Raw genomic sequence first — 26,201 nt, forward strand, 5'->3', positions numbered from 1 at the left:
ACCAAGGCCGCGCTCCTGATGCTGTCGAAGACCATGTCGACGGAGTTCATCCCCCTCAACATCCGCGTCAACACCGTGAGCCCCGGCCTGATCCTCACCCCCGACTGGGTCAAGACCGCCCGGCAGCTGTCCGCCCCCACGGGCGGCGACTGGGAGGGCTACCTCCAGGGCGTGGCCGACGAGCACGCCCCCATCAAGCGCTTCGGCACCGTCGAGGAGCTCGCCGACTTCATGGTCTTCCTGTGCTCGCCCCGCGCCGCCTACGCCGTGGGCTCCACCTATCACTACGACGGCGGCATGCTCCGCACGATCTAGGATCGCTCAAGTTCGTGGCGAAGGAGTGGGGTTGGCGTTCCGGCTCCGGGGGCAAACCTCCGGCAGGGATCCACCGGTTGTGACCCGCCCGGCGATTGAAGAGGGCCTCCGATCCATCGAACTATCCCGAGTGCACGGTCCGGTTGCGGATGTCAGGGCGAACCGGTCGGAACGGCTCCGTAAGGTTGCGGAGACGCAGAGGCCCGAAGGGTCGAGGTACGATCCTCTTTCGGCTGTCCGGCAAGGATTTCGGCCACAGGCAGAGACCCAACGGCCTCTGCCTGCCATGCCTTTGCTCAGATTGCGGGTCGGCGGCGCGCCGCCGGAAGGAGCAGTCGTCTTGTGATGCCGTGGCGGCTTACCTGATGCGGGCCTGACGGCGGCGGTAGTGGTTGCTCACCTTCTTCACGACCCATCCTGCGACCAGGCCTTTGATGATACCCTTGATCATTGCGGATTCCTTTTTTGGATGTGGACTTGATGATATAACGCCGCACAGGCCGGCCTGGTTCTGAGATCCGGAAATGGCAACAGCGCCACCGCTGCTGCCCGGTCCAGTTTGCCTTGGCCAACGAAACGGGCCGGGCCACCTGCGCTGGACATTGCTGGTCTCAAGCCTTGTCTCAGCGGCAGCGTCTCCAAAGAGCGATTGCTATTGGCCAAAGCAGGGCCTTCTATGGCTGCAGTTCGTTATCCGGCTCAAAGGAAGTTCGACATGACAGGATATTCGAGGTTGCTGATGGCCGCTGCGGCGGCCTGCCTTGTGGGCGCCGGAGCGGAAGCCAAGACACTGGTCTACTGCTCGGAAGGGTCGCCCGAAGGGTTCGACCCCGCGCCCTATACGGCGGGCACCACGTTCGACGCGTCCTCCCGCCCCATCTACAACCGCCTCGTGGAGTTCGAAAAGGGCACCACGAACATCAACCCCGGCCTCGCCGAGAGCTGGGAGGTCAGCGAAGACGGCCTCCAGTACACGTTCCACCTCCGCCCCGGGGTGAAGTTCCACACGACGGAGTGGTTCACCCCGACCCGCGAACTGAACGCCGACGACGTGATCTTCTCGTTCGAGCGGCAGGGCGACACCTCGAGCCCCTGGAACCAGTACACCGCCGGGATCAGCTACGAGTACTTCAACTCGATGGACATGGGCTCGCTGATCCAGAGCATCGAGAAGGTCGATGACCTGACAGTCCGGTTCAATCTCACCCGGCCCGAGGCGCCGTTTCTGGCGAACCTGGCGATGGACTTCGCCTCGATCATGTCCAAGGAATACGCGGACAAGCTCGAGGCCGAAGGGCGGATGTCGGACCTCAACCAGCAGCCGGTCGGCACTGGTCCGTTCCAGTTGGTGGCCTACCAGCAGGATGCCGTCATCCGCTACCACTCCAACCCCGACTACTGGAACGGTCAGCAGCCGATCGACGACCTGGTCTTCGCCATCACGACCGACCCGGCAGTCCGGCTGCAGAAGCTCCAGGCCGGCGAATGCCATATCATGCCCTATCCTGCCCCGGCCGACATCGAGGCGATCCGTGGCGACGGCAACCTGACGCTCATGGAGCAGCCGGGCCTGAACGTCGCCTATCTGGCGTACAACACCCAGATGCCGCCGTTCGACAACCCGCAGGTGCGCCGCGCCCTGAATATGGCCATGAACAAGCAGGCGATCATCGACGCCGTGTTCCAGGGCACGGGCGAGGTGGCCAAGAACCCGATCCCGCCGACCATGTGGGGCTACAACGAGGAAATCCAGGACGACGCCTACGATCCCGAGGCAGCGCGCCAGATGCTGGAGGAGGCCGGCGTCTCCGGCCTTTCGATGAAGGTCTGGGCCATGCCGGTGCAGCGGCCCTACATGCCGAACGCCCGCCGCACGGCCGAGCTGATCCAGGAGGATTTCGCCAAGATCGGCGTCAACGTCGAGATCGTCTCCTACGAATGGGGCGAATATCTCGACCGCTCTTCCGCGACGGACCGGGACGGCGCGGTCATCCTGGGGTGGACCGGCGACAACGGCGATCCGGACAACTTCATGGGCGTCCTTCTGAGCTGTGCCGGCGTCGGCGAGGCCAACCGCGCGCAATGGTGCAACGAGGAGTTCTCGGACCTCATCAACCAGGCCAAGACCACGGCCGACCAGGAGCAGCGCGCCGAACTCTACCGGCAGGCCCAGGTCATCTTCAAGCAGGACGCGCCCTGGGCGACCATCGCCCACTCGACCGTCTTCATGCCGATGTCGAACAAGGTGCAGGGTTACATCATGAGCCCGCTCGGCACGCACCAATTCGACGGCGTGGACATTGCCGAATGAGCTAAGGCTCCTGTAGCTGGACGCGGCGGACCTTTGCCGCGTCCAATGAGTTTCGAACCCATGATCCGTTTCATCCTCGGCAAGCTGCTCTACCTCGTGCCGACCTTCATCGGCGTGACCATTGTCGCCTTCGGCTTCGTTCGCGTGCTGCCGGGCGATCCCGTCCTGCTGATGGCAGGGGAGCGGGGCATCTCTCCCGAACGGTATGAGCAGCTGCTGCAGCAGTTGGGCTACGACCAGCCGATCTGGAGGCAGTACCTGGATTTCCTGGGCCGGTTGCTCCAGGGCGACCTCGGGAACTCGCTGGTCACCAAGGCGCCGGTGCTGCACGAGTTCCTCACCCTCTTTCCCGCCACCGTGGAGCTTGCGATCTGCGCCATCGTGCTCGCCACGCTGCTGGGGATCCCGGCGGGGGTGCTGGCGGCTGTCAAGCGTGGGTCCTGGTTCGACCAGGTCAGCATGGGCACCGCGCTGGTTGGCTACTCCATGCCGATCTTCTGGTGGGGCCTGCTTCTCATCATCCTGTTCTCGGGAGTCCTGGGGTGGACGCCGGTCTCGGGCCGGATCTCGCTTCTCTACTTCTTCCCGGAAGTGACAGGTTTCATGCTGATCGACAGCCTTCTGTCGGGGCAGGATGGAGCCTTTGCCTCGGCGCTGGCGCACCTGATCCTGCCGACCATCGTGCTGGCCACGATCCCGTTGGCCGTGATCGCGCGTCAGACCCGGTCCGCCATGCTCGAGGTGCTGGGCGAAGATTATGTCCGCACCGCTCGCGCCAAGGGCCTGCCCTGGCGACGGGTCGTCGGGGTGCATGCGTTGAGGAACGCGATGATCCCGGTGATCACGACCATCGGCCTTCAGATCGGCGTGCTGATGGCAGGCGCAATCCTGACCGAGACGATCTTTTCCTGGCCGGGCATCGGGAAATGGATGGTCGACTCGATCTTTCGTCGCGATTACCCCGCCGTACAGGGCGGGCTGCTGATGATCGCGGCCATCGTCATGGCGGTAAACCTGATCGTCGACCTGCTGTATGGCCTGATCAACCCCCGCATCCGCCATGTCTGACCACCCGAAGGAGGAGCGGACATGACCGCCACCCCTGACCTCGAGTCGAAGCCGCCCGCCGGCACCCGTCGGCAGATGATGGCCGAGCTTTGGTTCTACTTCCGCCAGAACCGGGGAGCCGTCATCGGGCTCTGGGTCACGGTGGCCCTGGTGCTCATCGCCCTGGCGGCTCCGCTCCTGGCACCCTACAGCCCGTCGGCGCAGTTCCGCGACGCATTCCTGGCGCCGCCCGCGTGGCAGGACGGAGGCAGCTCGCGATTCCTCCTCGGCACCGACGCCATCGGTCGCGACATCCTTTCGCGCCTGATCTACGGCTCACGGTATTCCCTGTTTATCGGGGCGGTCGTAGTTTCCATCGCCCTGGTGGGAGGGATCGTGATCGGGCTGGTGGCGGGGTTCTTCGGGGGCTGGGTCGATGCCGTGATCATGCGGGTCATGGACGTGATCCTGGCCTTCCCCTCGCTTCTCCTCGCGCTGGTGCTGGTGGCGATCCTTGGACCTGGCCTTCTGAACGCGATGATCGCGATCGCCCTGGTCCTGCAGCCCCACTTCGCCCGGCTGACACGCGCCGCCGTGATGGCCGAGAAGAACCGCGAGTATGTCGTGGCGGCGCAGGTCGCCGGGGCAGGGCGGCTGCGCCTGATGTTCCGCACCATCCTCCCCAACTGCCTCGCGCCGCTGATCGTGCAGGGCACGCTCTCCTTCTCGAACGCCATCCTGGACGCGGCTGCCCTCGGATTCCTCGGGATGGGGGCGCAGCCCCCTACGCCCGAATGGGGCACGATGCTGGCCGAGGCGCGCGAGTTCATCCTGCGCGCCTGGTGGGTGGTGACCTTCCCGGGCCTCGCCATCCTCATCACGGTTCTGGCGATCAATCTCATGGGCGACGGCCTTCGCGACGCGCTCGACCCCAAGCTGAAGCGGAGCTGACGCATGGCGCCCATCCTTGAGATCCGGAACCTGTCCGTCAGCTTCGAGACGTCAACCGGGGCCTTCCATGCCGTCAAGGGCATCGACCTTTCGGTGGACCGGGGGGAGGTGCTGGCCATCGTCGGCGAGAGCGGGTCGGGCAAGTCGGTGGCCATGCTGGCCGTCATGGGGCTGTTGCCCGACACCGCCACCGTCACCGCCGACGTGATGAGCTTTGCCGGGCGTGACCTGAAGACCCTCAGCGATTCCGAGCGCCGCGCCATCATCGGCCGCGAGATCACAATGATCTTCCAGGAGCCGATGGCCAGCCTGAATCCCTGTTACACCGTCGGTTTCCAGATCGAGGAGGTGCTGCGGTTGCATCTCGGCATGACGGGCCGGTCAGCGAGGACGCGCGCCGTCGAACTCCTGACAGCCGTGGGGCTGCCCGAACCTGCGGACAAGCTCCGTAGCTATCCGCATCAGTTGTCCGGCGGGCAATGCCAGCGCGTGATGATCGCCATGGCGATCGCCTGCAACCCGACGCTCCTCATCGCCGACGAGCCGACGACGGCGCTCGATGTGACGATCCAGAAGCAGATCCTGGACCTTCTGCTTTCCCTGCAGGAGGAGCATGGGATGGCGCTCATCCTGATCACCCATGACATGGGCGTCGTGGCCGAGACCGCCGACCGCGTGGTGGTGCAATATCAGGGCCGCAAGATGGAGGAAGCTTCCGTGCTGAACCTGTTCGAGGCGCCGCAGAACCCGTATACGAGGGCGCTGCTGTCGGCCTTGCCTGAGAATGCCACGGGCCGCCGCCTGTCCACCGTGAGGGACTACATGGACCAGAGCGCGGGAGGTGCGTCATGAACGGGCGCGACGACGACACTCCGGGACAGCGCGCCACGACCGCCGCCGACGGCATCGGCCCTGGGGTCGAGTCGCAGCAGGGTGTCGAGCCCGCTCATGCGGAACCGTCCCAGGCCCGCCCCGATCAGGCCGGGCGTCGGCCGGTCGAGGGGGCACCGGTTCGAAATGGTCCCGGTCCCGGCGGAGACATCGTGCTCGAAGGACGGGGGATCACCCGAGACTACCACGTGAGCGGGGGCTTCTTCGGAGGCCGCAAGACGGTCCACGCCGTCCGCGGGGTTGATTTCTCGGTCGCGCGCGGCAAGACGCTGGCCATCGTCGGAGAGAGTGGCTGCGGCAAGTCCACGCTGGCGCGCATCATCACGCTGATCGATCCGCCGACCACCGGCACGCTCCTGATCGAGGGGCGTCCGGTGCAGATCTCGGGCGGGCGACCGCCGCGGGACTTGCGGTCCCGGGTGCAGATCGTGTTCCAGAACCCGCATGGCTCGTTGAACCCGCGCCAGAAGATCGGCAACGTGCTGATGGAACCACTGGAGCTCAATACCGACCTCCCCGCCGCCGAGCGTCGCGACCGCGCGCGCGGAATGCTCGAGAAGGTCGGCCTCCTTCCCGAACACTTCGACCGTTATCCCCACATGTTCTCGGGCGGGCAGCGGCAACGTATCGCAATCGCCCGTGCGCTGATGGTCAACCCGGCGATCCTCGTGCTTGATGAGCCGGTCTCGGCCCTGGACCTGTCGGTGCAGGCGCAGGTGCTCAATCTGCTGGCCGACCTGCAGAAGGAGTTCGGCCTGACCTACGTCTTCATCAGCCACGACCTTTCGGTGGTGCGCCACATCGCCGACGATGTGATGGTCATGCTGCGGGGCGAGGTGGTCGAACGCGGGTCGCGGGATGCGGTGTTCGCCGATCCCCAGCACGCCTACACACGCACGCTGTTTGCAGCGACCCCGGTGACCAATCTTGACGCCATCCGGGCCCGGGTGGAGCGGAAGGCGAGCCGCCGGCGTGCGATGCAGGAGCAGGTCGCCAGCCGGTGAGGAGGCCCCGTCAGCCCGGCTTTGCCGGGCCAGCCGGGCCCCTTGCGCGTCGGCTCTGCCCGAACCTGCTCAGGTGGTGGAGCCGGCGAGCGCCCTCCGCTCGCGACCGCCGCCGGCACGTCCGTGCACAGGCCGAACATCGTGCGGACGCTGACGGTGTTGCCGCTGCCGCAGCAGCGCGATGGCCAGAGCGGAGACCGCGACGGTCACGGCTGCCTTCGTGACAAGAGCCGTCCGGTCGTGCTTCCATGCCGCCCGAACGCCCATCTCGGCCGGAATGTTGGGAACCTTGCCTCGGGCAAGGTCCGTCACGATCCCCTCCACCATGTTCACCCGGTCGGCACCCAGCAGCATCAGCCAATGGGTCCAGTCGGACTCGCTGTAATGGAAGGCGGCCCGGCGCATCATGCCGCTAAGGCCACTGGGCGGCGTCGACGTGCCGACCACCGCGGGAAGACGGTTATGCTCGATGGAGCGGAGCACCTCGACCTGGGGGTGCTGCTGCGTCGGACGGTCCCACACCTTGCCCGGACCCGGATCGCCCGATCGCTCACGGATGGGATAGGTGGGATCGTTGCGGGGATCGGCGTCCACGCCCCAGCCGGTCACGGTGGCGGGATCGATGGCCTGTGGCCGCGTGAGATAGGTCGAGGTCATGGCTCTCCTCCTGGGATATCAGACGCCGTTGGGCAGCAGCACCGGCTTGATGCAGCCGTCGAGCTTGGACGAGAACATGTGGTAGGCGTCGGACACGTCCTCGAGCGGCACTCGGTGGGTGATGAGGGCCTTGGGATTGATGCGGCCCGCCTGGACATGTTCGATCAGGCGGGGCAGGAGCCGCTTGACCGAGGCTTGGTTGGCCCGGATCGTGATGCCCTTGTTCACGACGTTGCCGATGGGGATCATGTTGCCCGTCGGCCCGTAGACGCCGACCACCGACACGATGCCGCCCTTCTTGACCGAGTTGATCGCCCAATGGAGGGGCAGGGCGGACCCGGCCTCGATCGGGATCTTCTTCCCGAACAGCGTATGCAGGATGTTGCCGGACGCGTCCGCCCCGACCGCGTCGATGCAGACGTCAGCGCCAAGCGAGTCGGTCTGCTTCTTGATGAAGACCGCCATGTCGTCGATCTCGCGGAAGTCGTAGACCTCGGCCGGCGCATAGGCCCGCGCGAACTCGAGCCGGTAGTGCAGGTAGTCGATCACGATCACCCGGCCCGCTCCGAACAGCCACGCGCAGCGGGCGGCCATGATCCCGACCGGACCGGCTCCGAAGACCACGACCGTGTCGCCGCGCTGGATGCCGGCCATCTCGGCCGCCTGGTAGCCGGTGGGCACGACGTCCGTCAGCAGGACGGCATCCTCGATGTCCATGCCATCCGGAATGAGGGTGGGTCCGAAGTCGGCATAGGGGACCCGGACGTATTGCGCCTGCCCGCCGTCATAGCCGCCGGCGGTGTGCGAATAGCCGAAGATGCCACCGACCGCCGTCGCCTGCGCGTTGGATTCGTGGCAGTTGCCATAAAGGCCCTGCTTGCAGAAGTGACATTGCCCGCAGGCGATGTTGAAGGGCACGATGACGTGGTCGCCCGGATTCAGGTTGCCGACCTCGGCGCCGACCTCCTCCACGATCCCGGTGAACTCGTGGCCAAAGGTCATGCCCACGCGGGTATCGGGGACGAGACCGTTGTAGAGATGCAGGTCCGAGCCGCAGATGCAGGATCGTGTGACGCGCACGATGGCGTCCCGGGGGTGCTGGATCGTCGGCATGGGCTTGTGGTCGGCCCGGACACGGCGCGGCCCTCTGTAGTCGGCGGCTAGCATGATGGACTCCTCCGGCTTTGGCCGAACGGAACAATCGGGATCAGCGATGGTTCCAGCACGCTCCGGGGGCCAGGCAGGGCCAGCACGGCGGCATCCACCCCGCGCTTTTCCCCGGCCGATCGAACAGCCCTCCGCTGGTCGCCGTCGTCATGGGCCATGTATCCCCTCGGACAGGGCGCATGGCCGTAGCCGTCCTTGATGGCGACGGTGTCGTGGGTCCCGGACGCCGCGCCGGGCTCCGGCCTTAGGCCAGCCCTACCACCTTCAGCGCGAAGGCCTGCACGAGGGCCACTTCCTCCAGTCGGGAGAACCGCCCCGACGCGCCGCCATGGCCGGCCGCCATGTTGACCTTCAGAAGGATCGGCTCATCGCTGATGCTTCTTGCACGCAGGCGCTGCACCCATTTGGCCGGCTCCCAGTAGGTCACCCTCGGATCAGTGAGACCCGCCAGGGCCAGGATGGCGGGATAAGGCTTGGCGCCGACATTGTCGTAGGGCGAGTAGGCGGCGATGGTGCGGTAGTCCTTCTCCGACAGGATGGGATTGCCCCATTCCGGCCACTCGGGCGGCGTCAGCGGCAGGGTGTCGTCGAGCATCGTGGTCAGGACGTCGACGAAGGGCACCTGCGCCACGATCGCGGCAAAGTCCCCGGGAGCCATGTTGCCGACGGCGCCCATGAGCATCCCGCCTGCCGAGCCGCCTTGCGCGACGACCCGGTCATGGCGGGTATAGCCCTCCCTGACCAGATGTCGGCCGGCCGCGATGAAGTCATGGAATGTGTTCGGCTTGCGCTCGCGTTTGCCCGCCTCGTACCAGGCGTAGCCCTTCTCCTTGCCGCCGCGCACATGCGCGATGGCAAACACGAAGCCACGGTCCACCAGGCTCAGGATGTCCGTCCGGAATCCGGCCGGAACGGCATGGCCATAGGCGCCGTAACCATACAGAAGGCAGGGTGCGCTGCCGTCCAGCGGCGTATCCCGACGGTGAAGGAGCGAGACGGGCACGCTCTCGCCGTCGTGCGACGGAGCCATGAGGCGACGGGTCACATAATTGGCCGGATCGTGCCCCGAGGGCACCTCCTGCGTCTTGAGGAGCACTCTCTCCCGGGTCCGCATATTGTACTCGAACTCGCTCGAGGGCGTGGTCATCGAGGAGTAGGTGAACCGCATCAGGTCGGTGTCGTATTCGTAGGTGCCACCCAGCCCCAGGCTATAGGCCTCCTCATCGAAAGCGATCCCATGCTCCTGGCCCGTCGCGCGCTCGCGCACGACGAGGCGGGGCAGCCCGTTCTCCCGTTCGATGCGGACGAGGAAATCGCGGAACGACGTGATCCCCAGGATGAGGCGGCCAGGCACATGGGGGACAAGCTCGGTCCAGTGAGCCTTGCCGGGGTTCGAAGCCGGCGCCGTCATGACCTTGAAGTCCTCCGCGCCGTCGGCGTTCGTCAGGATGAAGATCTCCTCGCCGCCTTCCTCGATCTCATACTGCAACCTCGGGGTGCGGGGCTCGACCAACTGGGGTTCCGCATCGGGCCGATCGCTCGGGAGCAGGCGGATCTCGGTCGTCTCGTGGTCACCCATCTGCAGCACGATCCAGCGGTCGTCCCGGGTGGATCCAAGCGACAGGAAGAAACCCGAATCCTGCTCCTCATACACCAGGCGGTCCTGGGTCGTAGGCGTGCCGAGCCGGTGATACAGCACCTGATACGGGCGGTGGTTGTCGTCGAGGCGCGTGTAGAAGATGCCACGCTGCTCACGATCGAAGACGCCACCACCACCCGTGCTCTCGACGAGGTCGGGCAGGTCCTCGCCCGTGGCAGTGTCGCGCACGCGCAGCGTGTAGAACTCCGACCCCTTGTCGTCCGATCCCCACAGGAACCAGGCGTGATCGCGGGAATGAGCCACGCCGCCGATCTGGAAGTAGGCCTTGCCGGCGCCCTCGTGGTCACCGTCGAGAAGGATCTGTGGATCGCCCCCCGTCGAAGGCACCCGGATGTAGCGGGGATACTGCCCGCCCGTCACATAGGAGACGCCGTAAGCGAAGGGACCATCGCGGAGGGGCACGGAGGAGTCGTCCTCCTTGATCCGCCCTCGCATCTCGGCAACGAGCTTGGCCTGAAGCTCGACGGTGTCGGCCATCAAGGCATCCTGATAGGCATTCTCGGCGGCCAGGTGGGCACGGATGCTCGGGTCCAGGAGCGCGGGATCGCGGAAGACGTCCCGCCAGTTCTCGGCACGAAGCCATGCATACTCGTCGGTCCGGGTAATTCCGTGATGGGTGTCGGTCGTGGGTCGGACCTGGGCCACGGGCGGAGCGACCGACTCGCTTGAATGAAGGGCAACCTGGAGGAAGCGGCTGGCTCGGGTCATCGTCGGGTGCATCTCCTCGCAGGACCCACCCCGGTATTGCGACGGGTCACGTCCCAGCATCAAGGGATCGTGGCTCGGCCGCAAGCCGGAGGCGCAGCGCGATAATGGTGGCGGGGAGGTGGCCGCCGATCACCCCTCCCGCTGCCGTGTCCGGGTGGTCGAGCTGGCCCGCCGCCCGATCCGTCCTGAACGCTTCAGCCGGCGAGCGGCTGGTTCAAGGCAAGCGCATAGCCCAGCGGCTTCCTCTGCGACACCGGCACCCGGAGTTCGTCGGGCAGGCACCCGAACCCGATCATGGTGATGATGAGGGAACTGTCCCCGATCCCGGTCAGCCGTCGCAAGGCCCGATCCCGCGCCTGTGACACCGACCAGTTCAGCATGACCGCGCCCAGCCCTTCGGCGTGAAGGCCGTAGGCCAGACTCATCGCGAACATGCCGCCGTCGACCCATCCCTGATAGCGCTCTGCCGCGGTCTCCCAATGCGCGATGTCCGAGGTCACCACCGCGACCCCGCCGAGCTGGTCTCCGAAGCCGCGGTTTCCGTTCTGGAGGGCAAGGACCTTCTGCACGGCCTCGCGCTCGGTCCAGATCCAGGCGCGGCAGGTCTGGCGGTTGCAGGACGAAGGGGACTGCTGCGCCACGCGGACCGCGCGTTCGATGGCCTCGCGGGGCACCGGTTCGGGGGAGTACTGACGGATCGAGTGACGTGCTTCGGCAAAGGACAGGAAATCGATCCGGCCTTTCTCCCGGATCTCGGAGGCGGTGACCATCTCGACACCGCCGCGCAGGCCTTCGTCGGCCCCACCGACCAGGGCATCCACGCGTGCACGCAGCGCTGGCAGATCATGCCCGGACGCAGCGTTGAACCCGAGATAAGCCTCGAGCGCATCGAGCGCGATCTGCACGGTGGCGTCCGGACCAAAGCGACGCGTGTAGGTGTCGAGATCCGCCGCCAGGCGCATGGCGCGATCCAGCGCGTGGCCTGGCTGCGCATCCCGCAACGACATCCCGTATTCGAGGAAGTGAAGCCCGATGGCGATCCGGGCGCGGAGGTTTTCCTGCACGCGGGCTCCGGCCGTGAAGGAATGTCGCCAGTAGCGCAGGGCGTCATAGCTGGCATCGGCAAGCAGATGGGAGGCAAGGCGGAGCCGGCGGACGAGGCCGGGGCGCGGGTCAAGATCTGAGGAAGCCATGGGCAGCTCTGCATGTGGATTGGGCTCATGCTGCTGCGCCCCCGGTTGTCCCGCAAGACGGGCGCTGCAGCGCCGGTCCGGCTTACTCCCGCGCGGAGTGCAAGTGCAGCGAAAAATTAATTCCTCCGCATCAAGATCTTGCGGCCGTGGCCCTATCCATTCGGATGGGTTTCCCAGCCGAAGGCTGTCCAAAGCTCCTCCTTATCAGTGTTCCACCTATCCCCTGATCCGGGTTCTGCGAAGGGCGATGCAGTGACAGCCTCGGTGCAGGCAACGACATCCAAGGGAACCAGACCATGTCTCGTCCAGTCCATGTCCGTGTCATCTCCCCGATCACCACCAAGGGCTTCCGTACGGAGGCAGCGGTCAAGTCGCTCGAAACGCCTGGCGTCATCGTCTCTGCCAGCCAGATCGGCAAGGGGCCAGGATCGATCGAGAGTGAATACGAGGCAGCCATGTCGGTACCCGACACGGTCGCGAAGATCGTCGAAGCCGAGCGGCAGGGGATCGACGCGGTCGTCATCGACTGCATGGGCGATCCCGGCCTGCGGGCGGCGCGCGAGGCCGTGACGATCCCGGTGCTCGGGCCCTGCCAGACCGGAATGCACATCGCTGCCATGCTGGGCCACCGCTTCTCGATCGTGACGGTGATGCGTCGGCTTCGTCCCTCCTTCGAGAACCAGGCGGCCGTGGCCGGGTTGTCAGGCCGGATGGCCTCCTGCCGATCGGTCGACATCCCCGTTCTCGACCTGGAGGCCGATCTGGACGCCACCAAGCGCGCCCTTGTCGACGAGGCGGAGAAGGCCGTGGAACTCGACGGAGCCGAGGCGATCGTGTTCGGCTGCACCGGACTTATGGGCTGCGCCCAGTCGGTTCGCGAAGGGCTTCTGGCCCGGGGCATCGACATCCCCGTCATCGATCCCATCCCGACGGCGGTCAACATCGCGGCCGCGCTCGTTCGTTCGAACCTGTCCCATTCGGCGCTGACCTTCCCTCTGCCCCCGGTCAAGGCGATGCCCGGCTACGACATGCCCGATCTCCACGCCCAAGCGGCCGAGTGACGCATGGCCGAACTGGCTCTTTCCGAAGTGCATGGCCGGAGAACAGGGGGGCGGCGGCTCCGCCCCACGCTCTGGTGGCTGGTGACCCCGGCCATCCTGTTCTTCGTCCTGTTCTTCCTGATCCCCATCGCGTCGCTGTTCGCGATCAGCTTCGACAAGGGGGCCCAAGGGGTCATCACCTTCCAGGGCAATCTCACGCTCGACAACTTCGCCCGGATCTTCACGCGTTCGCTGTACTACGAAGCGGTCTGGCGGTCGGTCTGGCTTGGAGCGACCGTCTCGGTGCTTTGCCTCATCATCGGATACCCGCTGGCCTTCGTCATCGCCCGCACCCTCCGGCCCGGCGCCGCTCTCCTGCTGACCATCCTCGTGCTCGCCTCGATGCAGCTCGACATGGTGATCCGGCTTTACGGGATGATGGTGCTGATGGGCGACAACGGGCTGATCAACACGGCCCTGATGAAGGTGGGCCTCATCTCGGCGCCGTTGCCGTTGATGTACAACAGCTTCGGCGTGATCGTAGGCCTCGTGCAGGTGACGCTTCCGTTCATGATCCTGTCCCTCGTCGGGGCGATCAAGTCGATCAATCCATCGCTCGAGGAGGCGGCACGCTCGCTCGGGTCCACCCGCTGGCACGCGATGCGGACAGTGACCTGGCCGCTGTCGTTGCCCGGGGTATACGCCGGCACGCTCCTGGTCTTCGCGCTGGCGATCTCGTCCTATGTCGTGCCGGCGCTCATGGGCGGCTGGAAGGTCGTCACGCTGCCGATCCACATCTACCAGCAGATCGCCGAGGTCGGGCGCTGGCAGTTCGGCGCCGCGATCGGCGTGGTGCTCTTCGGCACGTCCCTGCTCGCGATGGCCGTGTACATCCTGGCGCTTCGGCGTCAGGCAGGAGGACGGATGTGATGGGCGACACCTCCCCGATCCCGCTGACGTTCCGGCTCGTCTCCGGAGTGGCCCTGGTCATCCTGCTGACCCCTGTGCTGATCGTCGTTCTGTCCGGCCTGAACTCCGGGGAATATCTCACATTCCCCCCGCAGGGCCTGTCCCTGAAATGGGTGGCCGGCTTCTTCACGTCCCCCATCTTCCTCCCCGCCTTCCTGTTCTCCTTCGGACTTGCGACGGTGACGACGATCATCTCCACGATCCTCGGCACCATGGCGGCGATCTTCCTCACCCGGTCCCGCAGCCGGGCGCGCGAAGTGCTTCGCGGGCTCTTCATCCTGCCCGTGGTGCTGCCGGGCGTGGTTCTGGGGCTCGCGCTATATGTCTTCTTCGCCTGGACCAAGCTCGGGCTCGCCGGGAGCTTTCCCGGCCTCCTGATCGGCCATGTGCTTGTCACCATGCCCTTCGTCATCGCAACCGTGACGGCGTCGCTGGTGGACTTCGACCTTTCGGTCGAGGATGCGGCCCGGAGCCTCGGCGCGACCCCCCTCCAGGCCTTCACCAAGGTCACGCTGCCGATCATCCAGCCCGGCATCTCGGCGGGGACCATCTTCGCCTTCATCGTGAGCTTCGGCCAGTTCGAGCTGACGCTGTTCCTGGCCACGCCCGACATGCAGCCGCTGCCGATCGCCATGTACACGTCGCTGCGCTACGCGTTCGAACCCACTGCGGCGGCGGCCGGGATCTTCGCCATCTGCCTCGTGACGATCTCGACGCTCGTCACCTCGCGACTCGTGAACCTCAAGAAACTGCTGCGCCGGCGCTAGACCGGACAGTTCCAACAAGGAGAGCTAGGATGATCGGATCGAAGGGCATCAGCCGCCGGGGTCTGCTGAAGACCGGGGCCGCCGCCGCAGGTGTCAGCCTGTTCAACATCAACCATGCCTGGTCGCAGGACGTTACCTACGATGGGGGCGTCTTCGACGCGGGCGGCGCCACGCTGAACGTCGCCGAATGGGGCGGCTACTGGCAGGAAACGCAGAACCGGCTCCTGCTCGACAAGTTCCAGAAGGACTTCAACTGCCGGATCCAGTACGACAGCACCTTCCCCTGGTTTCCGAAGTTCGTCGCCAACGGTCCCGAAGACCCGCCGATCGCGATCGCCAACTGGAACCTGCCCGAGATGTACAAGACAGCGGCGGCCGGAGACTATTTCGTCGACGTGGAGGAGATCAGGGCCAACGTGCCCAATGTCGCCAAGCTCTGGGACTTCGCATCTCTGGGCGGGACCGGCGTCACCTGGGCCTTCTCGCGCTACTGCTATGTCTACCGGACGGATGCCGGTCCCGCGCCCACCTCGTTCAAGGACTTCTGGAAGGAGGAATATGCAGGCCGCCGGGGCACCTACATCACCTCGAACACGCTCCAGATGGACTTCTTCCTGGGCTCCTGCGCGACCTTCGGCGAAAGCGAGACCGACTTCGACGCCGGCTACGAGGCGATGCGGGCGGCCATGCCCATGAAGATCTCGGACTTCACCGGCAACATGGCCACGCTGGTCGAACGCGGAGAGGTCGCCATCGCGGTTCAGTCCGACGCCGAGGCGCTTCTCCAGAAGGAAAAGGGCGTGCCGGTCGATCTTTACTACTGGGATGAATACAAGGGCATCCTGACCCAGACCAAGACCATCAGCAAATACGCCGACCCCATGTCGAAGAGGCTGGCCTTCGCGCTGCTGAACCGCACGCTGGAGGCCGAGTACCAGACGGCCTTCGCCAACGAGTTCTGGATGCGTCCGTCGAACCGAGACGCGGTCATTCCCGAGAAGATGGCCGCCCTGGGCGTGGTGAACTCGGCGGATGCGACGGACGGGCTGCACATCCCGGACTGGCAGGCCTACCTCGATGAGGAGATCGACATCGTCGAGACGGTGAACGAGATCTTCGCCTCCTGACGCCTACCGGCCGCGCGCCCGCGGGGCGGCGCGGCCCACCTCCCTCCAGAGAAGGATCGCCCCCATGTCGGACATCCGGCTCGATCAGCTGACCCACAGCTACGGCGAGACCCGTGCCGTCGATAACGTGTCGCTCTCCATCGCCGAGGGCGAGTTCTACTCCCTCTTGGGGCCGTCAGGCTGCGGCAAGTCGACGACGCTTCGGATGATCGCAGGCTTCGTCACGCCGACTTCGGGGCGCATCCTCATCGGCGGGGGCGACGTGACGCGGCTCCCGCCCGAGCGGCGCGACATCGGCATCGTCTTCCAGAACTACGCCATCTTCCCGCACATGAGCGTAGCCGAGAACATCGCCTTCGGCCTCAGGCTGCGGAAGGTGCCCAGGGCCGAGATCGACACCGCGGTCGAAGGCGCGCTCGCTCAGGTCGGTTTGTCGGGATTCGGCGACCGCTACCAGAGGAACCTCTCGGGCGGCCAGCAGCAGCGGGTGGCCCTGGCGCGGGTGCTGGTCACCAAGCCTCGCATCCTGCTCCTCGACGAGCCCTTGTCGGCCCTCGACAAGGCTCTGCGCGAGGAGATGAAGTTCTGGATCAAGGACCTCCAGCAAACCCTTGGGATCACGACGATCTACGTCACGCACGACCAGGACGAGGCGCTGACCATGTCCGACCGGATCGGCGTCATGCGGGCCGGTCGTATCGAGCAGAGCGGCACCCCCCGCGAGATCTACGAGGAGCCGGCCAGCCTCTTCGTGACGACCTTCATCGGCCAGTCCAACGTCCTGGATGCGACCTATGCCGGGGCCGAGGGGCCTCGCGCCGCAGCGATGGTCGAGGGGCGGGCGCTGTCCGCCGAGTTGAGCCATGCCCTGCCACGAGGATCCGCCGCCAAGCTGGTGATCCGGCCGGAGAACGTCCTGATGGGACCCGAAGCTGCGGACAGGAACCTGACCCAGTTGCCCGCCACGGTGATCGGCGAAAGCTACCAAGGCGCCATGGTCCGCTACCGGCTGAGGCTGGGCAGCCAGGAGCTTGTGGCCGAGCGGCAGAACCAGGCGCACCTTGCCCGCTGGCGGCCCGGCGAAACCGTCACCGTGGGCTGGGATCCCGGCCGCGCGCGACTGCTCCCGGCGGACTGACCCCCCTCCCACGATACGACTCATCATCGAAAGGACCTGCCAATGCGCATCGGCATTGACGTGGGCGGCACCAACACGGATGCCGTCATACTCGACGGCGACCAGGTGGTGGGTGGCTGCAAGTCGCCCACAACCGAGGATGTCTCCTCCGGCATCGCCTCGGCCCTGACCACCGTGATGGCCCAGACTGGCGTGCCGGCTTCGGCCATTCAGGCGGTCATGATCGGCACGACGCATTTCACGAACGCGGTCGTGGAGCGCCGGCGGCTGCTTCAGGTCGCCGCCATCCGGATCGGCCTGCCGGCGACCAAGGGCGTGCTCCCGATGACGGACTGGCCGTCGGACCTCGCCGATACGCTGGGACGGCACAGCTTCATGCTGCGCGGCGGCCACGAGTTCGATGGCCGCGAGATCGCCCCGCTCGACGAGAAGGGCTTGGTCGAGGTCGCCCGCGAGGTCAGGGCGCGGGGGCTCCGCAGCGCCTCGGTCACGTCGGTCTTCTCGCCCGTGACCGCCGTGATGGAGTTGCGCGCCGCCGAGATCCTCCGCAACGAGGTCCCCGGCATCTCCCTGTCGCTGAGCCACGAGATCGGCCGGGTGGGATTCCTGGAACGCGAGAACGCGGCGATCATGAACGCCTGTCTCGCGGACCTGTCGCGGAAGGTCGTGGACAGCTTCCGCAGCGCCCTTCGGCAGAAGGGGATTACCGCTCCCTTCTTCATCAGCCAGAATGACGGCACGCTGATGACGCCGGAGCATGTGGAGCGCTACCCGGTCCTGACCTTCGCCTCCGGGCCCACGAACTCGATGCGCGGGGCGGCGCGGCTTGCGGGCATCGGGGATGCCATGGTCGTCGACATCGGCGGCACGACCTCGGATGTGGGGATGCTGATGCAGGGTTTCCCGCGCGAGAGCGCCGTCGCGGTGGACATCGGTGGGGTCCGGACGAACTTCCGGATGCCCGACGTTCTGGCCATCGGCCTGGGCGGCGGCTCGATCGTGCGGGACGACGGCGCGCGGATCGGGCCGGACTCCGTGGGCTACGAGATCACGAGCAAGGCTCTCGTGTTCGGCGGGGATACCTTGACCACGACGGACATCGTCGTGGCTGCCGGGCTCGAGGACATCGGCGATCGTTCCCGCGTGGCGCAGGTTCCGGCCTCGACGATCGAGGCTGCCATCAAGGAGATGCACCGCAAGGTCGACGAGGCCGTGGACCGGATGAAGACCTCGGCGGACGCGTTGCCGGTGATCCTGGTCGGCGGCGGCTCGATCCTGATCTCGCGCGACCTGCCGTCCGCCTCCCGGGTCATCCGGCCCGAGAACGCCGGCGTGGCCAACGCCATCGGGGCCGCGATCGCGCAGGTCGGGGGCGAGGTGGACCGGATCTACGCGATGGAAGGCCGCTCGCGCGATCAGGTGCTGGGCGAGGCCAAGGCCGAGGCATCGGCCGCCGCCATCGCCGCCGGAGCGCATCCGGGCTCGGTCCAGATCATGGACATCGAGGAGGTCCCGCTTGCCTATCTTCCAGGGTCTGCCACCCGGATCCGGGTCAAGGCCGTGGGCGACCTCCGCATGATGCAGAAGGAGGCCGCGGAATGAAGCTCGACAGCCAGAACCTCGCCGATCTGGCCGTGGGCGCCGCCTTCCTGGGAACCGGAGGTGGGGGCGACCCCTACATCGGGCGGCAGATGGTGCAGCTTTGCCTGAACGAGGGGCTGACGGCCGAACTCGTCGATCCCGACGACCTGGCCGACGACGCCTTCGTCATCCCGACCGCGATGATGGGCGCGCCCACCGTGCTGGTCGAGAAGATCCCTTCGGGCGAGGAAGCGATCCTGTCGCTTCGGCGGCTCGAAAAGCGCTTCGGCCGGTCCGCCACCCACACCATGCCGATCGAGATCGGCGGCATCAACTCGACGATCCCGCTCCTTGTGGGGGCGCGTCTCGGGCTGCCCATCGTGGACGCGGACGGCATGGGCCGGGCCTTTCCGCAACTCGAGATGGAAACCTTTGGGGTGTACGGGATTTCCGGCTCGCCCATGGCGGTGTCCAATGAATGGGGCGACTGCGCGCTGATCGAGGCGCGGGACAACGGGACGATGGAATGGCTCTCGCGCGGGGTCGCGATCCGGATGGGCGGAGCGGCCTACATCGCCGAGTACGCGATGAGCGGCGCAGAGGTGAAGCGGACCGCCGTCCCCCGGACCCTGTCGCTGGCGATCCAGGTGGGGCGGGTGCTGCGGATGGCCAAGGCCGAACACCGAAACCCGTTCGACGCGCTCCTGGGGTTCCTGCCGGAGACGCTCTACAGCTATGGGCGGATCATCTACGCGGGCAAGGTGGCCGACATGCAGCGCGAGACGCGGAACGGCTTCTCCATGGGCCGCGCCCGGATCGACGGCTTCGCGCCCTGGACCGGCGCGATGGAGATCGAGATCCAGAACGAGAACCTGATCGCGCGCATCGACGGACGGGTTGCGGCCATCGTGCCGGACCTCATCTGCATCATGGACAGCGAAACGGCCGAGCCGATCACCACGGAGGGCCTGCGTTACGGCCAGCGGGTGACGGTGGTCGCGGTTTCCGTGCCGGCGCTGATGCGGACGCCCGAGGCCCTGGCAGTCTTCGGTCCATCCTGCTTCGGCCTGTCCGAACCCTACACCCGGATCGAGGAGCTTTCGACATGAGGACGATCACCGCTCCGGACCTCGAGGACATCGCCTTCGGGGCGGCCGTGCTCGGAACCGGTGGGGGAGGAGATCCCTACATCGGCAAGCTCCTGGCCCGCGGCGCCGTGGAGGCGCATGGGCCGGTGACCCTCCTGTCGCTCGAGGAACTGCCCGACGACGCCCATGTCATCACCTGCGGCGCGATGGGCGCGCCGACCATCGTGCTCGAGAAGGTGCCATCGGGCGAAGAGATGCTGATGGCGATGCGGCATTACGAAGCCATGACCGGAAAGACCGTGACGGCCATCATGCCCTTCGAGGCTGGCGGATTGAACTCCTGCCTGCCGATCGTGCTGGCCGCGCAGACGGGCCTGCCGCTCGTCGATGCGGACGGGATGGGCCGCGCCTTTCCCCAGCTGGAGATGGAAACCTTCAACGTCTACGGCGTGTCGGCTTCGCCCGTGGCCATGGCCGACGAGAAGGGCAACCTGGCCCTTGTGGAAACCGACAGCGCGGCCAAGGCCGAGTTCATGGCCCGCGGCATCTGCATCCGGATGGGAGGGCAGGCCAACCTCGTGAATTATCCGATGGACGGCCGAACGGCCAAGCGGGTCTCCGTGCCCGCCACCATGTCGCTGGCGCAGGACATCGGGCGCGTCGTGCGCGAGGCCCGGTCGGCCAAGCGGGAGCCGACCGAGGCTCTCATCGAGTTCCTCGGCACCACGCATTACGGCTTCGCCCGCCGGATCGGGTCGGGCAAGATCACCGACATCGCTCGCAAGGTCGAGAACGGCTGGTCGGTCGGCGTGGTGAGCATCGCGCCCTTCGAGGAAGGCCTGCCTTATGTCATCCGCATCCAGAACGAAAATCTGGTGGTGGAGCAGGGCGGCCATGTCCTCGCGGTGGTGCCGGACCTGATCTGCCTTCTCGATGTGGACACCGCCGAGCCCATCCCCACCGAACGCCTCCGCTACGGCCAGCGGGTGGACATCATCGGGATCCGGGTGCCGCCGATCATGCGCACCCCCGAAGCCCTGGCAGTGTTCGGACCCAAGGCCTTCGGCCTCATGGCGGCCTATCAGCCGCTCGGCATCACTGCGGCCTAGAGGAGCCCGCTGGCCTTCGCGACGCGGAGGGCCAGAGCGCGACGGCTCACGCCGAGCTTGGCGTAAAGGTTCTTCAGGTGGAACTTCACCGTCGGCTCGGAGATGCCGAGCCGACGCGCCATCCCCTTGTTCGTGAGCCCTTCGGCCAGAAGGGCCAGGATCTCCCGCTCGCGATGGCTGAGGATGCCGTCCTGCCGGTTGTTGCGCGTCGAGGGGCCGGCCGTGCGGGCCAGGTAGTCAGCTGCGGTGCGGCTCAGGCGGCTCAGCCCGGTGCGGCGCACCAGGGCACGTACGGCGTCGGCAAGCGGTGCCCCCTCGTCCTGAAACTGGCGGCTCTGTTGCCCAGGGATCGAGAGTTGCGCCGCCTCCTCGAGTGCCCCGAGCGCGGCGTCGACCTCGGCCCTCAGCCAGTGGACTTCGCAGCGGAGCAGATCGACGCGCAGGAGCAGACCCTCGCGCCGGGACGACCGGCACTCCTCAGCAAGGCTGTCGAGGATGTCTGCCGCCCGCGCGACGTCGCCGTTGCGCAGCAGGAGGCGGCCCAGGGCGAGCATCGCCTCCCGCTGTTCCCGGGGGGTGGGCCATGCGGTCCACTCCGCAGGGTCGGGGAGCTGGCGTGTGATCGTCTCCGCCGCCTCCAGCTGCCCGGTACGGGTCAGAAGCTCGACCCTCAGGATGCTGAGCGACAGGCGCAAGCGTGTCAGGCCCCGGCTGTCGGCCACGGCGAGCCCATCCTGAAGGACCTCCTGCGCCGGGCTCCACCCCGCGGTCGCCAGTCGGGCACGGGCCAGGGTGGCGTAACCCTGCACGAAGAAATCGACCCAGCCTTCGCCCCGTGCCATCGCCGGCATGGCGCGTTCGAGCATCTGCCCGGCCTGTGCCGTGTCGCCTTGCAGATAGCGGATTACCGCCAGAGGCACCTGGGCGATGGCCAGGAGGTTCGGATCGTTCCAATGGTGGCTGCGGATCATGCTTTCCGCCTGCCGGCAGTAGGTCAGCGCCGGATCGAGCCGGTTGGCCCGGAGGTTCACAAACCCCAGGTGGATCAGCATGAACACCTGCGGATACGAGGAGCGCTCCTCCTGGTAGCAGGCCAGCGCCTTCAGTGCCGCCACCTGCGCCGCCTCGAGGTCGCCGCGCCGCGTGTGGGCGATGGCCAGGTGGTTGAACAACCAGCCAAGCCGCCAGGTGTTCTCCTGCCTCTCCTGACCGGCGGCCTGTTCGAGCCGGGCAATCCCGGCGTCATCGAGCGCCCGGTCCTCATAGATGTCGTTCAGGCTGGAGATGTGTTCCAGCGCCGCGGCCCAGGATGCGCTGGAGGGGATCGCGCCGCTCTCGGTGTCCGAGATCAGAGTGTCGATCACGCTGCGCGCCTCGCGCACCTGACCGCTCTTGGCCAGCATCACGCCGCGACAAAGCCGAAGCGAGGGTGTCGCCAGCACGACATCATGCGGGACGGCCTTCACGATCCCCTGCAGCGTGGTGTAGCCCGCGCGCAGGAACAGGTTCACCCCGCCGGCCTGCTCGATGGTCCGAACCGCGAGGTCATAGTCGCCAGCAAGCGACGCATGGAGCACCGACTTCTCGAGCAGGCGTCGTTCCGCGAACAGCGCCGCGGCCCGGATATGCCGCGTCCGTCGTGCGGCGGCCGACTCGCTGCCGAGGAGGGGCAAGGCTTGGGCGATCACGGGGTGCAGCCGGAACCAGCCCGCATGCTGCCCTTCGGCGAGGATCAGGGGAGGCAGCGCCTCCATCTGCCGCAGGGTCCCATGTTCGTGGGGCAGCCCTGCAAGGTCCGCCGCGATGTCGAGCGTGAAGCTCTGGATGTCCTGGCATCCCTTCAGGACTGCCAGTTCCACCTGGTTCAGGGACGGTACGACCTCCTCCATCACGAACTCCCGCAGGACCGGATGGGTGCCATGGACGACCTCGGCGCGATCCGCCGGCGCGGCCCCACCCTCCAGCACCATGGCGCTGAGGCTGACCAGAACTGGCCAGCCGGCAAGGGTGTCCCCGATCTTCTCCAACTCGGCCGGGGCGAGCCGTTGCCCGAGCAGTTGCTGGACCTCGCCGCGCCCGAAGGCGAGATCGCGCAGGTTGAACTCGGTCACGAGCCCCCGGCTACGGAGCCGGGACAGCCGCATCTGCGGCAGGGACCGCCCGGCGATCGCCAGCCGGAGCAAGTCGGGAGGATCGTCCAAGAGCCAGCCCAGGACCTGCGGCTGCGACGACAGGTGCTCGGCCGAGTCCAGGAAAAGGTGCACGGGGCCGTCCTGCGCCGCTGCAATCGCTTCGATCACGACATCGGGGTCGGTCGTCTCGCCAAGGCCCAGGGAAAAGGCCAGGAAGCGCACCGTATCGGTTGTTGTCAGGCCAGGGGCGAGGCTGAGCCAGATGCAGCGCGCGCCACGCTCAAGCAGCACCCGGTAGGCCGCCGTCATGGTTTCGGTCTTGGCGTATCCGGCGGGCGCGCGGATCAGGACGAACTGCCGCTCAAGGCCCTGGATCAGCTGGGTCGTGAGGACAGGGCGTCCCACCTTCTGGAGCATGCTGCGCGGCGGCTTGGTCAAAGCGGCGGAAAGGCGCACTTGGTTCTGGTCTCCCGGCAGGGCCGGTGCCGATCGAACAACCATTGTCATGTCCATGCAAGGGAGCTCTGACCGGCCGGGGGCGCGCCGACTTGGAAGCGCGCCTTGGGACCCAACCGGGCAGGGCTTTGGACTTGCGCCGGGCGGTCCTGCGGAACCGGCCTGCAGGCCCTTTGGGACAGGTCTTGGGTCAGGACGCGCCGGTGTTCATGCGTGGGACAGGGCGCCTGCCGTCGCTGCGTGTCGGGTCCGCTGGTCGCGCGCAATCCTCACCTTGCCCGTTCCGGACCAGGTGCGGTCGAGCACATCGATCCAGTTTTCCTGGCAAAGCTTTCTCATGAGGGGCTCGTCGTAGCCGGCCGCGACCATGGCGGCCCGCATCTTCGTCAGGCCGGCCACGTCCTGGATCATCTGCGGAACCGTCGCCCCGTCGAAGTCGGAGCCGAACCCGACCCCATCTTCGCCCAGCCTTTCAAGGAGGTGGTCGAAATGGCGAATGACGACGTCGAGATCGCAGTCGGGCCTCATCTGGCCATCGGGGCGCAGGAACGCCGTGGCGAAGTTCACGCCGACCATGCCACCCGACGCCGCGATCATGTCGAGCTGGCGATCGGTCAGGTTGCGGGCATGCGGGCAGATGGCGTTCGCGTTGGAATGCGTGGCGATCAGCGGGGCATCCGTGAGGGCGGCAACGTCATCGAAGCCCTTCTCGTTGAGGTGCGACAGGTCCACGGCGATCTTCAGGCGGTTGCATTCCCGGATCAGCCGTTTTCCATCCTCCGTGAGGCCCGGCCCGGTGTCGCCGGTCGAGGGGAAGCGGAATGGCACCCCTTCGGCCCATCGGGTCCTTCGGCTCCAGACCGGCCCGAGGCTCCTGAGCCCGGCGGCGTGGAGCACATGAAGGGCATCGAGGTCGCCATCGATGCAGTCCGCCCCTTCCAGATGAAGGACCGCCGCCATCAGCGGCCCGTCGAGCGCGGATTCGATCTCGCCGGCGGTCCGGCAGATGACGACCGATCCGGTCCGTTCCAGCTGCAGGAGCAGCGCCGCCTGCGCCAGTGCCGCACGGAGGGCCTCGTCAGGGTCGATCGCATCGGGCAGGGGGAGATCGTATTGCGCGCCGCTCATGGCATTCAGATCGGGTTTGGCGGCTGGCGGATCGGGAGTGTAGATCGCGAACATCCCTCCTCCGAAGCCGCCCTGCCGCGCGCGGGGCAGATCGATATGCGTCGTGCCCCCGCCATCCCTGACCTGATCGACCGAGGCTTCGCCCAGATACAACTTCAGCAGCAGATCATTATGCCCGTCGAAGATGGCAGGGAGAGTCGCGGTATCCATTGCACGGTCCTTTGTGATGCGGGACCTGGCGCTGGGTACGCCTGATCGGTCACCTTCCGGAGTGGGCTGCGACGCCAGGCTGACGCGTCGTCCCCAAGGGGCCCCATACCATGGAACAGACGCCTTTCCTGGCAATGGATCAAGGCCAGCCACGGCCCAGAGGTTCTGCCCAAGCGGGCGAAGGCTCGATCAATGCGAGCCGCAAGGGGCTGCGAAGGCTGGATGATTTTGGCAGACCTGTCCGTTCGGATAGGGAGCCCGCCGCATTCCTCCGGGCCGGATCATGCGCAATTCCCGATAACCTGTCATCGCGGACCGGACGATGTTGCCGAAACCTCTGGCATTGGTCGCCGCTCGAATGACGCCCAGAGCCTTGGATTGGGGCGTCCCGAGGCTGTCACCAGACCAAAGCCTCCCGTCAGGGTCATGGTCGGAAGCCTGCGCTGCGCATCCTGTCAACCTGTCGCCGTCTTGGGTCAACTGCACCGAAGGAACTGCCCATAGGCTGACCGAAGCCGGCGCTGCGTAATCGGGTCGGCTTCGCTGAAACTCACTGGCTTCGGGAGATCCTCATGTCGCCTCGACTTTTGGGCGCGCTCAGCCTTTCAGCCTTGCTGGCCGGAACAGCGGCCCATGCTCAAGATCCGGAGGCGTGCCTGGCGCCAAGGCTCTCGGACGTGGGATGGACGGACATCACGGCCACCACGGCCATCGCGGATCGCATCCTGTCGGAGATCGGCTACGACCCTGACATCCTTGTCCTCTCGGTGCCCGTGACGTTCGACTCGCTGACCAGTGGCGACATCGACGTGTTCCTGGGCAACTGGATGCCTCTCCAGGACCCGATCCAGACTCCGCTCGTCGAGGCAGGCCGCATCGATGTCGTCCAGACCAACCTCGAGGGCGCGGTGATCGGCCTCGCGACGAACGCGTCCGGCGCGGAGCTGGGCATCCGAACCTATGCCGACATCGCCCGGTTCCAGGAGGATCTCGGGGGGCAAATCTACGGCATCGAGCCCGGGGCGAGCGCCAATGCGACGATCCTTCAGATGATCGATGACGACCGGTTCGGGCTTGGTAGCTTCGAGCTCGTTGAGTCGAGCGAGCAGGGCATGCTGGCCCAGGTCCAGCGTGCGGTGCAGTCCGGCGAGCCCATCGTCTTCTTCGGCTGGCGGCCCCATCCGATGAACGTCACGCTCGACATGACGTATCTCACCGGAAGCGAGGATGTGTTCGGGCCGAACGAAGGCGGTGCCGAGGTGCTCACCGTCACGCGGCCCGGACTTGCGGACGAGTGCCCCAACATGGGTCGCTTCCTGGGCAATCTCGTCTTCGACGTGGAGGCCGAGGATGTGATGATGAAGATGATCCTGGACGATGGCCTTTCGCCCGAGGAGACCGCCGAGACCTGGCTCAAGGAGAACCCGGAGGCCATCGACCGCTGGCTCGAGGGCGTGTCGACGACCGGCGGCGAGCCGGCTGCCCCGGTCGTGAAAGCCGCCCTCGGCCTCTGAGGGACCCGGGCGGCGATCGGAGTAACCGGATCGCCGCC

General features: G+C 66.6%; 21 protein-coding genes. 15 read left to right on the plus strand and 6 right to left on the minus strand.

Annotated features, from left to right (window positions below):
- The 6 genes from J3P31_RS00005 to J3P31_RS00030 all read left to right on the plus strand — a co-directional run.
- Positions 1-315, plus strand: a 315-nt coding sequence (locus J3P31_RS00005; RefSeq protein WP_210526141.1) for an SDR family NAD(P)-dependent oxidoreductase, incomplete at its 5' end; no start/stop codon positions are given.
- Positions 316-1,030: 715 nt separating this feature from the next.
- A complete protein-coding gene (locus J3P31_RS00010; RefSeq protein WP_210526142.1) occupies positions 1,031-2,626 on the plus strand; it encodes an ABC transporter substrate-binding protein in 1,596 nt (531 codons plus the stop codon).
- Between the two features lie 60 nt (positions 2,627-2,686).
- Positions 2,687-3,694 carry an ABC transporter permease subunit gene (locus tag J3P31_RS00015; protein ID WP_210526143.1) on the plus strand — a complete coding sequence of 336 codons (1,008 nt, stop codon included), beginning with the start codon at positions 2,687-2,689 and terminating at the stop codon, positions 3,692-3,694.
- Positions 3,695-3,769: 75 nt separating this feature from the next.
- On the plus strand, positions 3,770-4,624 hold the full coding sequence (locus J3P31_RS00020) for an ABC transporter permease subunit (RefSeq protein ID WP_438270258.1): 855 nt from the start codon (positions 3,770-3,772) through the stop codon (positions 4,622-4,624).
- Positions 4,625-4,627: 3 nt separating this feature from the next.
- Entirely contained in the window at positions 4,628-5,476 is an 849-nt protein-coding gene (locus J3P31_RS00025) for an ABC transporter ATP-binding protein (protein WP_210526145.1), read from the plus strand.
- Positions 5,473-6,519: a dipeptide ABC transporter ATP-binding protein gene (locus J3P31_RS00030; RefSeq protein ID WP_210526146.1), complete on the plus strand. Its 1,047-nt coding sequence runs from the start codon at positions 5,473-5,475 to the stop codon at positions 6,517-6,519. Before J3P31_RS00025 ends, J3P31_RS00030 begins: the two co-directional genes overlap by 4 nt.
- Positions 6,520-6,588: 69 nt before the next feature.
- On the opposite strand, the gene J3P31_RS00035 is transcribed toward J3P31_RS00030, so the two are convergent.
- From J3P31_RS00035 to J3P31_RS00050, 4 genes are all read right to left on the minus strand, one after another.
- On the minus strand, positions 6,589-7,176 hold the full coding sequence (locus tag J3P31_RS00035; protein WP_210526147.1) for a hypothetical protein: 588 nt from the start codon (positions 7,174-7,176) through the stop codon (positions 6,589-6,591).
- Positions 7,177-7,194: 18 nt separating this feature from the next.
- On the minus strand, positions 7,195-8,343 hold the full coding sequence (locus tag J3P31_RS00040) for a zinc-dependent alcohol dehydrogenase (protein WP_210526148.1): 1,149 nt from the start codon (positions 8,341-8,343) through the stop codon (positions 7,195-7,197).
- Between the two features lie 244 nt (positions 8,344-8,587).
- Positions 8,588-10,711, minus strand: a complete 2,124-nt coding sequence (locus tag J3P31_RS00045) for a S9 family peptidase (RefSeq protein WP_210526149.1) — start codon at positions 10,709-10,711, stop codon at positions 8,588-8,590.
- A gap of 194 nt (positions 10,712-10,905) precedes the next feature.
- The gene (locus J3P31_RS00050; RefSeq protein ID WP_210526150.1) at positions 10,906-11,904 is read right to left on the minus strand and encodes a nitroreductase family protein; all 999 of its coding nucleotides are present in this window, start codon (positions 11,902-11,904) and stop codon (positions 10,906-10,908) included.
- 296 nt (positions 11,905-12,200) lie between these two features.
- Here J3P31_RS00050 and J3P31_RS00055 point away from each other — a divergent pair, with 296 nt between their 5' ends.
- The 8 genes from J3P31_RS00055 (at position 12,201) to J3P31_RS00090 (ending at position 20,723) form a co-directional block, all read left to right on the plus strand.
- Positions 12,201-12,965, plus strand: coding sequence for an aspartate/glutamate racemase family protein (locus J3P31_RS00055; RefSeq protein ID WP_210526151.1), 765 nt, complete (start codon positions 12,201-12,203; stop codon positions 12,963-12,965).
- A 3-nt stretch (positions 12,966-12,968) separates the two neighbouring features.
- Positions 12,969-13,874, plus strand: a complete 906-nt coding sequence (locus J3P31_RS00060; RefSeq protein WP_210526152.1) for an ABC transporter permease — start codon at positions 12,969-12,971, stop codon at positions 13,872-13,874.
- Positions 13,874-14,680: an ABC transporter permease gene (locus J3P31_RS00065; RefSeq protein WP_210526153.1), complete on the plus strand. Its 807-nt coding sequence runs from the start codon at positions 13,874-13,876 to the stop codon at positions 14,678-14,680. The genes J3P31_RS00060 and J3P31_RS00065 overlap by 1 nt, the downstream gene beginning before the upstream one ends.
- A 29-nt stretch (positions 14,681-14,709) precedes the next feature.
- The gene (locus tag J3P31_RS00070) at positions 14,710-15,807 is read left to right on the plus strand and encodes a type 2 periplasmic-binding domain-containing protein (RefSeq protein WP_210526154.1); all 1,098 of its coding nucleotides are present in this window, start codon (positions 14,710-14,712) and stop codon (positions 15,805-15,807) included.
- Positions 15,808-15,871: 64 nt separating this feature from the next.
- Positions 15,872-16,945: an ABC transporter ATP-binding protein gene (locus J3P31_RS00075; RefSeq protein ID WP_210526155.1), complete on the plus strand. Its 1,074-nt coding sequence runs from the start codon at positions 15,872-15,874 to the stop codon at positions 16,943-16,945.
- A gap of 42 nt (positions 16,946-16,987) precedes the next feature.
- Positions 16,988-18,547: a hydantoinase/oxoprolinase N-terminal domain-containing protein gene (locus J3P31_RS00080; protein WP_210526156.1), complete on the plus strand. Its 1,560-nt coding sequence runs from the start codon at positions 16,988-16,990 to the stop codon at positions 18,545-18,547.
- Positions 18,544-19,635, plus strand: a complete 1,092-nt coding sequence (locus J3P31_RS00085; protein ID WP_210526157.1) for an S-methyl thiohydantoin desulfurase family protein — start codon at positions 18,544-18,546, stop codon at positions 19,633-19,635. The genes J3P31_RS00080 and J3P31_RS00085 overlap by 4 nt, the downstream gene beginning before the upstream one ends.
- Positions 19,632-20,723, plus strand: coding sequence for an S-methyl thiohydantoin desulfurase family protein (locus tag J3P31_RS00090; RefSeq protein WP_210526158.1), 1,092 nt, complete (start codon positions 19,632-19,634; stop codon positions 20,721-20,723). Before J3P31_RS00085 ends, J3P31_RS00090 begins: the two co-directional genes overlap by 4 nt.
- Here the strand turns inward: J3P31_RS00090 and J3P31_RS21170 are convergent.
- Together J3P31_RS21170 and J3P31_RS00100 are read right to left on the minus strand one after the other, a co-directional pair.
- Positions 20,720-23,311, minus strand: coding sequence for a LuxR C-terminal-related transcriptional regulator (locus J3P31_RS21170; protein WP_210526159.1), 2,592 nt, complete (start codon positions 23,309-23,311; stop codon positions 20,720-20,722). The two genes, J3P31_RS00090 and J3P31_RS21170, sit on opposite strands and share 4 nt — an antisense overlap.
- Before the next feature lie 207 nt (positions 23,312-23,518).
- Complete coding sequence (locus tag J3P31_RS00100) at positions 23,519-24,649, minus strand: dipeptidase (RefSeq protein ID WP_210526160.1); 1,131 nt, start codon at positions 24,647-24,649, stop codon at positions 23,519-23,521.
- A 572-nt stretch (positions 24,650-25,221) separates the two neighbouring features.
- Between J3P31_RS00100 and choX the strand changes: the two genes are divergently transcribed.
- Positions 25,222-26,163, plus strand: coding sequence for a choline ABC transporter substrate-binding protein (choX, locus tag J3P31_RS00105; RefSeq protein WP_210526161.1), 942 nt, complete (start codon positions 25,222-25,224; stop codon positions 26,161-26,163).
- Positions 26,164-26,201 lie beyond the last annotated feature (38 nt).

Source organism: Rubellimicrobium arenae (assembly GCF_017916275.1).
In the GTDB taxonomy this organism is placed as follows: domain Bacteria; phylum Pseudomonadota; class Alphaproteobacteria; order Rhodobacterales; family Rhodobacteraceae; genus Rubellimicrobium; species Rubellimicrobium arenae.